Annotated in this window: 19 protein-coding genes and 1 riboswitch; of the genes, 14 read left to right on the top strand and 5 right to left on the bottom strand. The window is 35.7% G+C overall.

All coding sequences use genetic code 11. The features are described from left to right. The first annotated feature begins 63 nt into the window (after window positions 1–63). The 3 genes from EKH84_RS20930 to EKH84_RS20920 all read left to right on the top strand — a co-directional run bounded on the left by EKH84_RS20930 (window position 64) and on the right by EKH84_RS20920 (window position 3,195). The gene (locus EKH84_RS20930) at window positions 64–1,533 is read left to right on the top strand and encodes a protein adenylyltransferase SelO (protein WP_127067806.1); all 1,470 of its coding nucleotides are present in this window, start codon (window positions 64–66) and stop codon (window positions 1,531–1,533) included. A gap of 254 nt (window positions 1,534–1,787) precedes the next feature. After that, complete coding sequence (locus EKH84_RS20925) at window positions 1,788–2,654, top strand: AraC family transcriptional regulator (RefSeq protein WP_127067805.1); 867 nt, start codon at window positions 1,788–1,790, stop codon at window positions 2,652–2,654. 124 nt (window positions 2,655–2,778) lie between these two features. Further along, window positions 2,779–3,195 (top strand): pyridoxamine 5'-phosphate oxidase family protein, encoded by a 417-nt coding sequence (locus EKH84_RS20920; protein ID WP_127067804.1) that lies wholly within the window; start codon window positions 2,779–2,781, stop codon window positions 3,193–3,195. A gap of 106 nt (window positions 3,196–3,301) precedes the next feature. Here EKH84_RS20920 and queC read toward each other — a convergent pair whose 3' ends face one another. Genes queC through EKH84_RS20905 form a run of 3 tightly spaced genes read right to left on the bottom strand, consistent with a single transcriptional unit; the run spans window position 3,302 to window position 5,002 of the window. Next, the gene (queC, locus tag EKH84_RS20915) at window positions 3,302–3,985 is read right to left on the bottom strand and encodes a 7-cyano-7-deazaguanine synthase QueC (RefSeq protein ID WP_127067803.1); all 684 of its coding nucleotides are present in this window, start codon (window positions 3,983–3,985) and stop codon (window positions 3,302–3,304) included. A 19-nt stretch (window positions 3,986–4,004) separates the two neighbouring features. After that, a complete protein-coding gene (gene queF, locus EKH84_RS20910) occupies window positions 4,005–4,502 on the bottom strand; it encodes a preQ(1) synthase (RefSeq protein ID WP_127067802.1) in 498 nt (165 codons plus the stop codon). After that, entirely contained in the window at window positions 4,499–5,002 is a 504-nt protein-coding gene (locus EKH84_RS20905) for a QueT transporter family protein (RefSeq protein ID WP_190283420.1), read from the bottom strand. Before EKH84_RS20905 ends, queF begins: the two co-directional genes overlap by 4 nt. A gap of 279 nt (window positions 5,003–5,281) precedes the next feature. Between EKH84_RS20905 and EKH84_RS20900 the strand changes: the two genes are divergently transcribed. Further along, window positions 5,282–6,622 carry a stalk domain-containing protein gene (locus tag EKH84_RS20900; protein WP_127067801.1) on the top strand — a complete coding sequence of 447 codons (1,341 nt, stop codon included), beginning with the start codon at window positions 5,282–5,284 and terminating at the stop codon, window positions 6,620–6,622. A gap of 101 nt (window positions 6,623–6,723) precedes the next feature. Here EKH84_RS20900 and EKH84_RS20895 read toward each other — a convergent pair whose 3' ends face one another. After that, entirely contained in the window at window positions 6,724–6,924 is a 201-nt protein-coding gene (locus EKH84_RS20895) for a helix-turn-helix transcriptional regulator (protein ID WP_127067800.1), read from the bottom strand. A 2-nt stretch (window positions 6,925–6,926) separates the two neighbouring features. Beyond that, on the bottom strand, window positions 6,927–7,385 hold the full coding sequence (locus EKH84_RS20890; protein WP_127067799.1) for a DUF3796 domain-containing protein: 459 nt from the start codon (window positions 7,383–7,385) through the stop codon (window positions 6,927–6,929). Between the two features lie 264 nt (window positions 7,386–7,649). Continuing rightward, a riboswitch (SAM riboswitch) is annotated at window positions 7,650–7,763 on the top strand. A 292-nt stretch (window positions 7,764–8,055) separates the two neighbouring features. On the opposite strand from EKH84_RS20890, the gene EKH84_RS22300 reads away from it, so the two are divergent. The 10 genes from EKH84_RS22300 (at window position 8,056) to EKH84_RS22785 (ending at window position 15,012) form a co-directional block, all read left to right on the top strand. Beyond that, window positions 8,056–8,229 carry a hypothetical protein gene (locus EKH84_RS22300; RefSeq protein ID WP_190283419.1) on the top strand — a complete coding sequence of 58 codons (174 nt, stop codon included), beginning with the start codon at window positions 8,056–8,058 and terminating at the stop codon, window positions 8,227–8,229. Between the two features lie 4 nt (window positions 8,230–8,233). Next, entirely contained in the window at window positions 8,234–8,374 is a 141-nt protein-coding gene (locus EKH84_RS20885) for a YezD family protein (RefSeq protein WP_243118623.1), read from the top strand. Window positions 8,375–8,504: 130 nt separating this feature from the next. Next, the gene (locus EKH84_RS20880; protein WP_127067797.1) at window positions 8,505–9,296 is read left to right on the top strand and encodes a methionine ABC transporter ATP-binding protein; all 792 of its coding nucleotides are present in this window, start codon (window positions 8,505–8,507) and stop codon (window positions 9,294–9,296) included. Beyond that, window positions 9,293–10,084, top strand: coding sequence for a methionine ABC transporter permease (locus tag EKH84_RS20875; protein WP_243118622.1), 792 nt, complete (start codon window positions 9,293–9,295; stop codon window positions 10,082–10,084). Before EKH84_RS20880 ends, EKH84_RS20875 begins: the two co-directional genes overlap by 4 nt. 26 nt (window positions 10,085–10,110) lie before the next feature. Continuing rightward, complete coding sequence (locus tag EKH84_RS20870; RefSeq protein WP_127067796.1) at window positions 10,111–10,992, top strand: MetQ/NlpA family ABC transporter substrate-binding protein; 882 nt, start codon at window positions 10,111–10,113, stop codon at window positions 10,990–10,992. A 74-nt stretch (window positions 10,993–11,066) separates the two neighbouring features. Beyond that, window positions 11,067–11,924: a nitrogenase iron protein gene (gene nifH, locus EKH84_RS20865; RefSeq protein WP_127067795.1), complete on the top strand. Its 858-nt coding sequence runs from the start codon at window positions 11,067–11,069 to the stop codon at window positions 11,922–11,924. 24 nt (window positions 11,925–11,948) lie between these two features. Then, window positions 11,949–12,293 (top strand): NifB/NifX family molybdenum-iron cluster-binding protein, encoded by a 345-nt coding sequence (locus EKH84_RS20860; RefSeq protein WP_127067794.1) that lies wholly within the window; start codon window positions 11,949–11,951, stop codon window positions 12,291–12,293. A 19-nt stretch (window positions 12,294–12,312) separates the two neighbouring features. Beyond that, window positions 12,313–13,212: a radical SAM protein gene (locus tag EKH84_RS20855; RefSeq protein WP_127067793.1), complete on the top strand. Its 900-nt coding sequence runs from the start codon at window positions 12,313–12,315 to the stop codon at window positions 13,210–13,212. A gap of 92 nt (window positions 13,213–13,304) precedes the next feature. Beyond that, window positions 13,305–14,783, top strand: a complete 1,479-nt coding sequence (locus tag EKH84_RS20850; protein ID WP_127067792.1) for a nitrogenase component 1 — start codon at window positions 13,305–13,307, stop codon at window positions 14,781–14,783. Beyond that, window positions 14,776–15,012, top strand: a complete 237-nt coding sequence (locus tag EKH84_RS22785) for a nitrogenase component 1 (RefSeq protein ID WP_330547570.1) — start codon at window positions 14,776–14,778, stop codon at window positions 15,010–15,012. The genes EKH84_RS20850 and EKH84_RS22785 overlap by 8 nt, the downstream gene beginning before the upstream one ends. The last annotated feature ends 2 nt before the right edge of the window (window positions 15,013–15,014 follow it).

Here is a 15,014-nt window from a genome sequence, read left to right as displayed (position 1 = left end):
GAAGAGACTAAAAATGAAATCATATGATGCAAATAAATAATAAAAAGTAAGGAGGAAGATATTATGGAAGAACAATTTGTAGAAACTAAATGTAAAATGCTAGAAAATACGTATATAACTTTACCGGAAGCATTTTTCTCAAGGCAATCTCCAAGTAAAGTGCCATCACCACAGCTAATTCTGTGGAATGAAAATCTTGCAGAAAAAATGGGTTTAGATATAGATTTTTTTAAAAGTAAAGAAGGGGTGGAAGTTTTAGCCGGTAACAAGGTTTTACAAGGAACAACACCAATTGCACAGGCTTATGCAGGCCATCAATTTGGATATTTTACCATGCTAGGAGATGGAAGAGCCATTCTTTTAGGAGAGTATCTAACAAAAGAAGAACGATTTGATATTCAACTCAAGGGTTCAGGAAGAACACCCTATTCAAGACGAGGAGATGGAAAAGCAACACTTGGCCCTATGCTACGTGAATATATAATCAGTGAGGGGATGAAAGGGTTAGGCATTCCGACTACAAGAAGTCTGGCAGTATTAACGACTGGTGAAACCATTATGAGAGAAACGAGTTTACCGGGGGCTATCTTGGTGAGAGTGGCTAAAAGCCATATCAGAGTAGGTACTTTTCAATATGCAAATCAGTTTCAGACTAAAGAAGAGCTAAAGGCTTTAGCTGATTATACCTTAGAGAGACATTTTAAAGAGGGCATATCTAAAGCAGCACCTTATATGTATTTACTTCAAGAAGTAGTAAGAAGACAAGCAGAATTAATTGCAAAGTGGCAATTGGTTGGGTTTATTCATGGTGTAATGAATACAGACAATATGACAATTAGCGGAGAAACCATTGACTATGGGCCTTGTGCATTTATGGATAGCTATAATCCTGATACGGTGTTTAGTTCCATTGATACTAATGGGAGATATGCTTATCAGAATCAACCTAAAATGGCTGCATGGAATTTAGCTAGATTTGCAGAAGCCTTACTACCATTATTACATGAAGACCAAGCAGAAGCCGTTAAACTTGCAGAAAAAGAAGTAAATCAGTTTTTCACCTTATATCATAGTTTTTGGTATGAGGGAATGAGAAGCAAACTTGGTTTATTTCATGAAAATGAGATGGATCAATCTTTAATCGAAGCGCTTCTAGGTTTAATGCAAAAGTACAATGCAGATTATACCAATACGTTTCGCGAATTGACATTAGACCAGATGAAGCCTTCTAAACTTACAGCTTCTCAGGAATTTGAACAATGGTTTAGTTTGTGGCAACAACGTCTGGGGGGTCAAAAGGAATCTTTAGAGGAAGCAAGAAGCTTGATGGAGAGAAATAATCCTACAATAATACCTAGAAATCATAGAGTTGAAGAGGCGTTAGAACATGCCGTTAAGAATCAGGATTATAGACCTCTAGAATCTCTGGTAAGAGCACTTCAGAACCTTTATGATTATCAAAATCTGAATGATGATTATACAGTAGTACCTGAGTCATTTACTTGTGGGTATAAAACATATTGTGGGACATAATAGAGGTAATTTCTAAGATGGCTATTAAGTAGTGAATGGCTATAGAGGATAGGTTGTGAAATAGACGGAGTTAGAAACTTCGTCTATTTTATATGCTCATTAAAGAACTATGGTGAAAGGAAAGACGAGTTACTATAATCCAGGATAGACACAAAGAATAAATTTATATTTGACGGTTGAAGTAATAGATATTAGAATAAAATGAAAATTAAAATATATAAAAATAAATCAATACACTATAGAAGGGACAGATAATGATGGACGACTTTAAACTAGTTCAGAAATTAATCGGTGAAAGTGTAACACAAGAAGATTTAAAACATGTAGACTGTTATGTACATCATAAAATGGGATTATTTATTCCAAGTACAGGGGCATGTCAATATGCCATTAAACCTAATCATACGCACCCTTCCTATATGTTTATTATTGATTTTTCTCTTGAGATGGTGCAACCTGTTATTGAAATCAAAGAAAATCATTATGTTGCTACTGCAGTATCGCCATATATACCTCACCAAGAGCAAGGAGAAAAGTTTGTTCATTATTACTGTATCTTAATTGAGAAAGTTTATTTTGAGGAACAATACAAAAGGTATACAGATGAGAAACCATATTTCAATTGGAAGCAGTTTGCAATATGTCAAGATATTTTGAAAGCCTTAAATACATTTGCTTTTGAATACAGTAAAAGAATGAAAAATTCAGACATAACATTGGAGGCACAAACGACTATTATCACTCATTGGTTAATAAGAAGTCTTATGGGAGAAAATTATGATGTAAGGGCAATATCCTCTCATTATGCAGTAGCCCGTGCACAGCATTATATAGAAGAGCATTTTAGTGAAGGCATAACAGTGAAACAGTTGGCGCAGCTAGGGAGTATGTCAGCCTCAAGCTTTAATCGTATTTTTAAAAAGGAGATCCACTTGACGCCCATCGAATATTTGATAGAAACAAGAGTAGAAAAATCGAAAAAACTTCTTAGAAGAAAAGAGATACCTATTACTGAAATAGCTATGAGATGTGGTTTTAGCAGTAGTGCCCATTTTTCATCAAAGTTTAGTAGGTTAGTGGGCGTGACACCTTCTGAATATCGCCATACATATAATAATTAAGGCATATGATAAATACTATATAGAAAAGTAGTTGTTTTGTGATAGTAATTGCATTTATTTTGAAAGTGTATTTTATCTTTTATACGTATAATAATCCTATCATTTTTAAAGGAGAGATACATAGATGGTAAAAGAGAACATATTTAAATTAATGAATGAAAATCCGGTTTTTCATTTGGCAACAATGGATGGGGACCAACCAAGAGTAAGAGGAATGCTTTTATTTAGAGCTGATGAAGAGGGGATTATATTTCATACAGCATCTACCAAAGACTTATTTAAACAAGTAATGGAAAATCCCAAAGCAGAATTATGCTTTCAAGGACAAGGTAGTCAAATAAGAGTTTCAGGTATCTTAGAGCAAGTAAATGATGAAAAGTTAAAGAATGAAATCTTTAATCACCCTTCTAGAAAATTTCTACAAGCATGGAAGGAAAATGGAATTGATGTGCTGCTTCAAATCTTTTGTTTGAAGAATGGAACCGCGGTAGAATGGACAATGGCAACTAATTTTGAAGAAAAGAAACCTATAAGCTTATAAGTAGAGAGTGGATATCATTACTGAAAGATTACCAAGGCAATAGTAAGTACTTTTTGAGTAATATAGCGGGAGTTCAGTTGAATTCTCGCTATATTTTTTTTGCTTTTTATTCTTGAAGTAAAGGCTCTATAAGGCCATTTAACTTAAAAGCTTTTTCACGATCAATACAAGTGCCACACTCTCGGCAAGGCGTAGTATGCCCCTCATAGCAGCTCCAGGTGAGGTGATAAGGAACATTAAGGCGTAATCCCTCACTAACAACATCAGCTTTAGTAAGACCAACAAAGGGAGCCACTACTTGTAAGGCTTTGCCACTACCTTCATAGATAGCCCTATTAATGGCCTCATTAAAAGTTTGACTACAATCAGGATAAGCATTACCAGCAGCATCATCGCTATGAGCGCCATAGTAAATAGAGGAGCAACCTTTAGCTAAAGCAATACTTGCAGCTGAAGATAGAAAAAGCCCATTTCTAAAAGGGACATAAGTCGATACTGGCTTACCATTAGTAAGCTCAAGTTGCTCAGCATAAGAAGTTAGAGGAATCTCCTCCTTAGAATGGCTTAGAAGAGAGCAGTCACTATAGGTAAACATAGGTGTTAAATCAAGGTCCATACCTTCTAGCTCATAGTAGCTTAAAATACTCTTGGAAGCAGCTAATTCTTTGCTATGCTTTTGACCATAGGTAATGGATAAGGGAATTACATTTTTCTTGCCGAACTTTTCTATGGCAAGGGCTAGACAAGTCGTACTATCGATGCCCCCACTAAATAAAACCATTGCTTTCATATAGCACACATCCTTCCGATTAGCGATTATCTACTTTTTCAGGGTATAAATCATGATGGGTTAGTCGGTCAAAAGCAACAGCTTCCCATTTAGTCCCAGGCTTCCCATAATTACAATAAGGGTCTATAGAAATACCTCCTCTTGGAGTGAATTTACCCCATACCTCTATGTATTTAGGGTCCATTAGCTTAATAAGGTCTTTCATAATAATATTCATACAATCCTCATGAAAATCACCATGATTTCTAAAACTGAAAAGGTAGAGCTTAAGGGATTTACTTTCTACCATACGAGGACCTGGTACATAAGAAATATAAATGGTTGCAAAGTCAGGTTGACCAGTAATCGGACATAAGCTTGTAAATTCTGGACAGTTAAATTTAACGAAATAATCATTATCAGGGTGTTTATTAATAAAAGTTTCTAAGACCTCTGGTGCATAATTATCTCGGTAGGCTACCTTTTGATTACCTAAATGGGTTACACCGTTTAATTCCTCTTTTGTTCTACTACTCATACTAAATTCTCCTTTTGTGTCTTACAAATAATAGGTGCTAATGTTTTTACCAAAAGTACGCCTACAAGTGCAGGGATGATTTGCCCAATACATAAGCTCATAGCTAGTGCAGTATATGGCAGATTTAAAAGATAAGAAAGCCAAATAGAGACACCTAACCCTGGAACTAAAATAATAGGTAGGGCAATGAGCCATTTATTAAGATTACCTTGTTTAATAAGGACAATAGAGTAGGTTGTAACGATGCCAACAGCACAACCTCCAATCATATCAAGAAGACCTAAGCCACCAAAAAGGGCATTAGCAATAAAATTGGCGAGACCAAGTGGGAAAACTAGGAACGGAAAGAAATATGATAGGGCGTACATACTCGTAGCAATACGGATTTGATAAGCCCCAAAAGAAAAGCTTTGCGTAAAATACAAAATGACGATATAAAGCGCCATGAGCATAGAAGAAAAAACTAATTTTTGTGTTTTACTTAAGTTTGTCATATTCATAAACGTTCACCTCCAAATTAAATTCACAACAACATAAGTTGTCCCTAGTTTTGTTTTTAGACAGGATGGTCTCGAACTGTCTTATTAATTTAAGGCGTACCCTTACATCATATGTCAAAATAATAAAATATACAACATTATTTCTTTTTACTCCAATAAAAATAACAACTTATGAACAAAATGAAATGCACAAATGAGATTATGCTATAATGAATTATCTTTAAAATGCGAAGGTTTTAATCATTTTTTCTAGGGTTATTTATAAAAAGGAGGAAAAAGATGAAAGCAAGGAAGATGTTAGCTATACTTTTAGGAATGTTGGTGGCAATACCATCAGGAGCTGTTATGGCACAGAAACCAGTAAGTGTTACGATTAATAACGAAAATGTAGTTTTTAAAGATGTAGCCCCTTTCATTGATAGTAATAATCGTACCTTAGTACCACTGCGTTTTATTAGTGAAGAGCTTGGCGCTCAGGTAGAATGGGACCAAGTATCTGGAACGGCTACTATTATGAAAGACAATATGAAGGTGATTTTAACGGTGGGACAAACCACAATGATAGTAAATGGAAAGACTAAAGAAATGGATACCAAGGCAACTATGCAAGACGGTCGTCTGTTTGTACCTGTTAAATATATTGGGGAACTACTTAATGTAGAAGTTAAGTGGCTTGCTAAAGAGAATACAGTAGCGATTACGCCAGGTATTACAAGCGATGCAGTAGTAGCTAAAGTGGGTGACTTAACGATAACAGCAAAAGAGATATTGACTCAATTAGATTATGAAATGATGATGATTCAATATCAATATCAATATCAATACGATGATAGCTTTTTTGAAACAGAGGAAGCTAAACAGTATATGGAGCAGCGCAAGGGAGAGCTTGTTGATTATATTATTAAGAACAAAGTGGCACTCATTAAGGGAAGAGAACTTAAGTTAGAGCCTACAGTGACAGAAGTAAATAATGAATTTAACAAAACTAAGGAAGATTATGAGACAGCAGCAGAATTTGAAAAAGCTTTAGTAAATAGTGGCTTAACAGCAGAAGGTTATAAAACTCAGATTAAAGATAGTCTAACGATTTCCAATGTTGCTAAATACATTAGTAAGAACATCCCTGTTACCGATGCTGAAATTAAGGCATATTATGAGAGCAATAGTGGAAACTATACAATGGCACCAGGTGCTGAAATGGCACATATTTTAGTTGCAACGGAGGAAGAAGCTAAGGCTATTAAAGCAGAATATGATAAAGGTACAAGCTTTGCAGAGCTTGCTAAAAAGTATGGTACAGACGGGACTAAAGATACTGGAGGAGAACTAGGTTATATCGCATATGATTCAAGTTATTATGATCAGGACTTCTTAAATGGAGCAAAGACTTTAGAAGAAGGGCAAGTATCAAACCCAGTTAAAACCCAATTTGGTTGGCATTTAATAAAAGTTTTAAATGTACATAAAGAAGCTTATAAGGTGCCGTTAGAAGAAATAAAAGAAGACCTTAAAAACATTATCATTTCTGAAAAAGCAACTGAATTTATTTATAGTCAATTAGATGAATGGGGTAAAGAAATGACTATTGAGAAATATGAGGATGTGATTAATAAGCTTTAGGGCCTGCTAGACAATACTAAGGAGATTAATATAATTTTTCCTCCAAACAATAAAAAGAAATACCCATGGATATAAGTGGGTATTTCTTTTTGGGTTAATCTCTAATCAAAAATAAAAATCTCTTCAATCGGGGTATTTACAGCTTTTGAAATATCTATTGCTAACTTTAAAGAAGGATTATATCTCCCTGCCTCCAATCTCATTATAGTTTCACGTCTTACACCAACTTGTTCTGCTAACTGTTCTTGCGTTAGGTCTTGTAATAGTCGGTATTTCTTTAGAGTGCATTTAAATTCTGCCATACTTATTCCTCGTGTTCAAAGCGATATAATAAATATTGTTGCAAAAAGACTGAAAGGCCAAATGCTAATCCAATAAGAGCTATTAAAAAGCTTATTACTAACTCGGTTTTTTCCAGCTTTAGTACAAATACAAGGGTTAAGAATATAATCATCATCATAGAAATCTTATTTGCTAGGGCTTCTGCGCGATAAGCATTTACCTTAAATCGCTCGTCTATCAGCGTGTTGGACATCTTACCTTCATAATAGAAGCTGAAAAGGCCAAAGAATGCAAAAAAGAATAATGGAAAAGGTATATCAGTTAAATCTGGTAAAAATCCTAGAAAACCAAGCAACCCACAAAAACCTAATAAACCTAATTTGGGGTTTATTTTTCGAGTATAAGTGCGTTCTGTGTCGGTAGTTGAGTCATACAATAAGTTACTACTCCAAAATCGCTTGAACCTACTTTTTATATTCATAAAAGCTCCTCACTTTATGCGATATAATTGTATCTTTATGATATAAATATATCACATAAAAATAATAGTTTCAATAAAAATAGGTAGGATGATTTATAAGAAGCTTAGTGTATACCTCTCTAAAGCGATATATACCATATGTATAGCCATACAAAACAAATTAATAAAAATAAATATTAAAAATATATTGACAATAAAAAGCGACGAGAATATAATGCAATTAATAAAAGTAAAAATATAGAATTACTAGGAAATAATAAATTTTTCTTATCCAGAGAGGCAGAGGGACTGGCCCGATGATGCCCGGCAACCTGAAAGATAGCATAATATCTTTCAAGGTGCTAATTCCTACAAACTTTTAAGTTTGAGAGATGAGAAAGTGTAGATACCTCGATATATAGGTGCCACTTTCTTATCTAAGAAAGTGGCATTTTCTATAGTCTAGGAAAGTTCTACTTTTGTATAAAAATAGAACTTTCCTAGACTATAAGGGGTGCAGGGGAAGTATTCCCTGCCGTATTCAGGAGGGTGCTCAGCTGACATGTTTTTTTGTCAGCGCCGAAGGGAACCTAGGGTTCCCTAGCGGAAGAAATGTGGATGATAGTCCACTTTCTTGTTGCATAGGAAATATTAGAGTTTTCTTGGTTGAATAAGGAGGAGAATCAATCATATGGAGTTAGCTACAGACTATAGAGATCAAGTATGGCATACAAAAAAATTAGAGAAAGTCTTAGAAGACATATTGTCAACCATAGAAAACGGAAGCTTAACAGTCGTTATACAAGATGAGTATGCCATTCAGATTAATGTAAAAAATAATTATATCTATGCAGGAGGTGAATAGAGCAATGCCCGATAAGAATAACCAAGAAGAGGTAAAGAAAGTATTGCAAATTATAGAAACAATAAAATATGGATCTGTAACTGTAATGATTCAAGATGGGAAGATTGTTCAAATAGAAAAAAATGAAAAATTACGTATTAAATAATCTGTTAACTAGAAGAACTAGAGGCTGATTATTATTCTTAACAAGGGAATAATAATTGGCCTTTTATTGTATTCAAGAAATGAGGATTTTTTATTGAACTTACCATGCAAGTGGGAAAAGAGGTGATAGAATGAGTGACGCATTTATTAGCATAACAGATTTACACAAATCGTATGTGAGTCAAGGACAATATATCGAAGTTTTAAAGGGGATTAATTTAGAGATTACAAAAGGAGATATTTTTGGAATAGTAGGTTTTAGCGGGGCTGGAAAGTCAACCTTAGTAAGATGCTTAAATCGATTAGAAGAACCTGATTATGGAGAAATCAAAATTGATGGAAAGAATATTACACTTTTATCAAAAAAAGCACTTAATATCCAACGGCAAAAGATAGGGATGATCTTTCAAAACTTCAATCTATTTGAAAGCAAAACCGTTTATCAAAATGTAGCATATCCCTTGAAACTTGTGGGCTATGATAAGAAGCAGATTAAAACAAGAGTTAAAGAAATACTTGAGCTAGTGGGTTTAAGTGACAAGATAAATGCTTATCCAGGGCAACTTTCAGGAGGACAAAAGCAAAGGGTGGGAATTGCAAGAGCTCTTGCCAATAATCCAGATGTACTTCTAAGTGATGAAGCCACTAGTGCATTAGATCCCCAAACTACTGTTTCTGTTCTAGAGCTTTTAAAAAAAATTAATGATAAGTTAGGGATTACCATTGTTCTTATTACCCATGAACTAGAGGTGATTAAGTATATCTGTCAAAACATGGCTATTTTAGAGGAGGGGGAGTTGATTGAACAAGGCGAAGTGAGAAATATCTTTTTAAATCCTCAAAGCAGTACAGGTAAATTATTTATCAAAATCCACTCAGAATTTCAAAGAAATGATTGGGTAAAGGAAGGTGAGGGCATTTGAGTTTATATAAGCATTCTGTATGGGAAGTGATTCAAAGTACATTTACGAAACCTATATGGGATACAATTTGGCCAGCACTTGGAGATACCCTTTATATGGTTATTATCTCTACGCTATTTACATTAATCATTGGACTTATGCTAGGGCTCATATTAGTTCTAACCAGCAAGGAAGGTTTACATCCGGTTCCTTGGATCAGCCGTTTATTAGGAATAACCATTAACTGCTTAAGATCCATGCCTCAAATGATAGTCATTATACTCATGCTTCCCATAGCAAGGTTAATTGTAGGTAAAGCCTATGGGACTAATGCATGTATTATTGCTTTGGTTGCAAGTTGTGTTCCTATGTTTGCAAGATTAGTAGAAAGTAGCTTATTAGAGGTTGAAAAAGGAAAAGTGGAAGCTGCTAGAGCAATGGGGGCTGGGAATATTCACATCTTACTTACTGTTATGCTACCTGAAGCACTGCCATCACTTATTAGAGCTTTCACCGTGGCTGTTATAGCAGTGATTTCGATGACTGCTTTAGCAGGTAGTTTTGGAGCAGGAGGCATAGGAGACATCGCAGTAAGGTTTGGCTTTAATAGATTCCAACATGACATTTTATTAGCAACAGTGTTGGTGTTAATTGTGATTGTGCAGCTAGTTCAAGTAGCAGGGGATTTTATATCTAAATTACTTTTGAAAAAATGGCACTTAATCCATTTGAATCAAAGAGAGAGTAGCAAGAGTTTAAAAAAGACACTGCGTTTACTTTCCAAAGGAAGTAGTCAGCAGAAGTTATAAAAAAATGAATATGAGGAGTGATTAAAATGAAAAAAAGATTATTTGTAGGGGCAGTTACATTAGGATTAACGACAGCTTTAATGGGGTGCAGTTCAGTAGCCAAAACCAGTAGTGCACAAGTTAATACAGAGAATGAAAAGGTAGCTAGTGCAGGAGGTGAAAGTGAGAACAAGACAGGCAATGTAGAAACAACAAAGCTCATTGGTTTAGCTGACCTTGTTCCACATAATGAGCTTATAGAATTGGTGAAGCCTGCACTAAGCAAGCAGGGCATTGAAATAGAAATTGTTTCAACTGCAGCTGATGCTACTTGGTTAGATAAATTAAATGGAGGCGAGGTAGACTTTGCATTTTTTGCACACTGGCCTTATGTAGAAGAGTATAACGATGTTAGTGGCGTTAAGATTGCAAATGCAGGCAATATTCATGTAGAACCTATATCAGCTTATTCAAATGAGTATCAAAGCGTAGATGAAGTACCAGACAATGCAAAGTTTGTGATACCAAATGATGCGACTAATGAATATAGAGCGCTAAAGATTATTGAAAAAGCAGGTTTCATTAAATTAGATCCTAATCTAAAGGAGCTTAAAGCTTCTGTTAAGGACATTGTAGAGTATGTGAAACCTATTGAAATTACAGAGATTGATTCTATTCAAATTATTGGGCTTGCACAAGATTTTGATGTTTATATTACCAATACTAATAAAGCACTTGAAGCAGGTATAGATACAACCAAATATCTTTTTAGAGAAGATGCTAACTCTCCTTATGCCAATATTATTGCGGTAAAAGAAGAAAGGCTAGAGGATCCAGGGATTAAAGCGTTAGTCGAAGCACTTCGCTCAGATGAAACTAAGAAGTTTATTGAAGAAAAGTATAATGGTGCAGTTATTCCAGCAGAGTAGTATAAATAAAAGCTCAAGTGAAATGATCAAGCATCTTACTAAATAATTAAATAAAAATAAGGAGTGAATGTGTGATGGCAAAAGAAACAATAAGACAGGTAGCAATCTATGGCAAAGGAGGAATTGGTAAATCAACGACTACACAAAATCTGACAGCTGGGTTAGCTGAATTAGGTAAGAAGATTATGGTGGTAGGTTGTGACCCAAAAGCTGATTCAACTAGGTTATTACTTGGTGGCCTTGCTCAAAAGACAGTACTTGATACCATCAGAGATGAAGGTGAAGATATAGAACTTGGTACTATTTTAAAAACAGGCTTCAAGGGGATTAAATGTGTAGAATCAGGTGGACCAGAACCGGGTGTAGGCTGTGCAGGGCGAGGGATTATTACTTCTATTGGCACCTTGGAAAGATTAGAGGCTTACACAGAGGATTTAGACTATGTTTTTTATGATGTTCTTGGAGATGTTGTATGTGGTGGTTTTGCAATGCCTATTCGTGAAGGAAAAGCAAAGGAAATCTATATTGTAGCATCAGGTGAAATGATGGCACTGTATGCAGCTAATAATATTTCAAAAGGTATTCAAAAGTATGCTAATAAAGGCGGCGTTAGATTAGGGGGAATCATCTGTAACAGTAGAAGTGTGGATAGAGAACTAGATCTTCTGAGAGCTTTTTCTAAAGAACTTGGAACCCAGCTTATTCATTTTGTGCCAAGAGATAACGTGGTACAAAGGGCAGAGATTAGAAAGAAAACTGTTATTGAATATGACCCAAACACGCACCAAGCTGATGAATATAGAGAGTTAGCCAAACACATTGATGAAAACGACAAGTTCGTTATTCCAGAACCTATGTCTCAAGAAAGACTAGAAGAAATTCTTATTGAGTATGGACTAATGGATGGGCTAGTAGATGATTATAAAATTTAAGTAAAAAAATAAGGGGGCATTTAAGTGACCTATAGAGTAGCATTGGCTAGTAGCGATGGCATAGTCGTTAATAGGCATTTTGGCAAAAGCGAGAAGTTTCAAATCTATGAAGTGAATGATGAGCATGAAGCTAAGTTTATCGAAGAAAGAGAGAATACACCCTCCTGCCAAGAATTTGAGCATTCAGAGGAAGCACTACTTAAGACGATTAAAGTCATCAAGGACTGCCGAGTTGTATTTGTTTCACGTATTGGGGCAGGAGCATATGATGAGCTTCGTAGACATGGCATAGAAGCCTTTGAAATGGTTAGAGAAGTTAATGAAATCATTGAAAAGCTAAAGAAGACCAATATTAAATATTTAAGTTAGTGAAGAAAGGGGTGAAGAGATGGCTGAAGTAGGAACGCAAAAATATGACGATCATTTTGATCATCTATTTAAAAATCATCCGTGTTTAAGTAAGGAAGCACATTATACGAGTGGGAGAATTCATTTACCGGTGAGCCCTAATTGTAATATTCAATGTAAATTTTGCAAGAGGGGATTTAATAAGTCAGATATTAGGCCAGGTGTAAGTTCACTCCTTTTGCGGCCAGAAGAAACACCGGATATTTTGGAAAAAGCACTTAGTCTTTGCCCAGAATTAAAGGTAGTAGGTATTGCGGGACCTGGCGATACACTTGCCACTGATTATGCCTTAGAGACTTTTGAGGTTATAAGGAAAACACATCCTGAGCTACTTAGCTGCTTAAGTACAAATGGACTTAGGTTATATGACAAATTAGATAGGTTAAAGGAAGTAGGCGTAAATTCTATTACAGTTACAGTTAATGCAGTAGATCCTTATATTCTGACAGAGATTGTAGCTTATGTTATAGATGAAAATGGGAATAAGTTAGTTGGCATTGAGGCAGCGAATAAGTTGATAAATGCTCAGATGAAGGGCATTAAGCGAGCGGCTGAGTTAGGTATCCTTGTGAAAATTAACAGTGTTCTTATTCCTGGTATTAATGATGAACACATTAAAGACATTGCAAAGGTTACTAGGGAGCTTGGGGCTAGGATATTAAATATTATTCCACTTATACCCCAGTATGAGCTAAGTCATATTAAAGCACCAAGTTGCAGTTTACTGGAGAAGGTTAGAGGGGAAGCAGGAGCATACCTAGATGTATTTAGACATTGCAAGCACTGTAGGGCGGATGCCTGTGGTATACCCGGCAAAGGACAAAGCTTACATAAGGAGCTATATGATAAAGAAGTTGTAGAGACCTTTTCTCATGGCTAGGCCTAACAAAACAATAAGTGAAGAATGAAGCTGGCAGAAGACTAAGAAGGTATTAGGCTCTATAACTTATGGGATTATAAATGGAGGTAATGATGAGTAAAGTAAATTTAGATTTACCAGAAGTAGCGATTCGTGAAACGAGACTTGGCTCTATTACAGGTTATTGTGGAAGTGCCAAGGAATTAGTAGGATGTTCACGTTGTGGCAAATTAAAAGAAGGTGAGCATCAGTTTAATCAAACCATAGGGTGTTCAGTAGGGCAGGCTATTTGTACTGTTGTACTTATTCAAGATGCAGCAGTAGTAAGTCATGGACCAATAGGTTGTCTAGGCTGCTTACATGAGTTTGACTTTACCTATCAGCAAAATGGTGATTTAAGAGGTGTAAGTAATCCTACCCAAAGAAAGCTTTTTTCAACTGATATTGAAGAAAAAGATACCATTTATGGTGGTAGTCAAAAGCTGAGAGAAGCCGTCAAAGAAGTTTATGAGAAAGTAAATCCTAAGGTCATCTTTGTAGCAACAACTTGCGCCGTAGGTATCATAGGAGATGATGTAGAAGCTATCACAGATGAATTACAAGAAGAATTAGGCATCCTGGTTATTGGTATTTATTGCGAAGGTTTTAGGTCAAAGATTTGGACTACTGGCTTTGACGCAGGCTATCATGCTATTGCTAGAAAGCTGATTAAACCAGCAACGAAAAAACAAGAGGATCTAGTCAATGTAGTTAATTTCTGGGGCTCAGATGTTTTCGGAAAATGGTTTAAAGAATTAGGTCTAAGACCTAACTATGTGACACCCTATTCTACAGTAGAGCAGCTAGAACATAGTTCTGAAGCTATTGCTAGCATACAGATTTGTGCTACTTTAGGGTCTTATCTTGGAGCAGCACTAGAACAAAAATTCGGAGTACCTGAAATAAAGACCTCTGCACCTTATGGTATTGAACAAACGGATAGATGGTTTAGAGAATTAGGGAAATTGACCCATAAAGAAAAGGAAGTAGAGCTCTTTTTGAAAAAACAAAAAGAAGAATGGCTTCCAAAGATTGCAGAAGTAAGAAGCAAGCTAGAAGGCAAAACAGCTTATGTAACAGGGGGAGCTTCTCATGGTCATTCACTACTTGCAGTATTAAATGAATTAGGAATGAAAGGTGTAGGGGCTGCTATCTTTCACCATGATCCACTGTATGATAATGAATCAGTCGAAGCAGATGCTCTAGCACATGTAGTAGATGATTATGGCGATGTACCCCATTACAATGTATGTAATAAACAAGAGTATCAACTTGTTAATTCTATTAATAAAGTGAAGCCAGATGTCCTTCTAGCAAGACACGGTGGCATGACACTTTGGGGAGCTAAGTTTGGTATTCCATCCTTACTTATTGGAGATGAGCATTTCTCAATGGGATATGAGGGAATTGTCAATTATGGGAATAAGCTGTTAGAAGTGATTGAAAATGATGAGTTTGTTAAGAACTTTTCTAAGCATGCTACTAATCCTTATACAAAATGGTGGCTAGAACAAGACTCTGGTAAGTTTTTAGGAGGTAAACAAAATGGCTAAAACAATTGAACAACAGAGAATTACTTGTGCTATAGGAGCACTTCAAACTGTAACGGCCATTGAAAGAGCTGTACCTATCTTACATTCAGGGCCTGGCTGTGGTATGATGGTAAGCCGTTTTTTTGAAAGAGCAACTGGTTATGCAGGAGGAAATACAGCACCCTGTACCAACTTCTCAGAGAAAGAGGTAGTCTTTGGTGGCCTTGATAAGCTAAGAAAAAAATATTGAAA

The sequence above is a fragment of the Cellulosilyticum sp. WCF-2 genome (assembly GCF_003990395.1).
Taxonomy (GTDB): domain Bacteria; phylum Bacillota; class Clostridia; order Lachnospirales; family Cellulosilyticaceae; genus Cellulosilyticum; species Cellulosilyticum lentocellum.
This window is presented reverse-complemented; position numbering and strand designations above follow the sequence as displayed.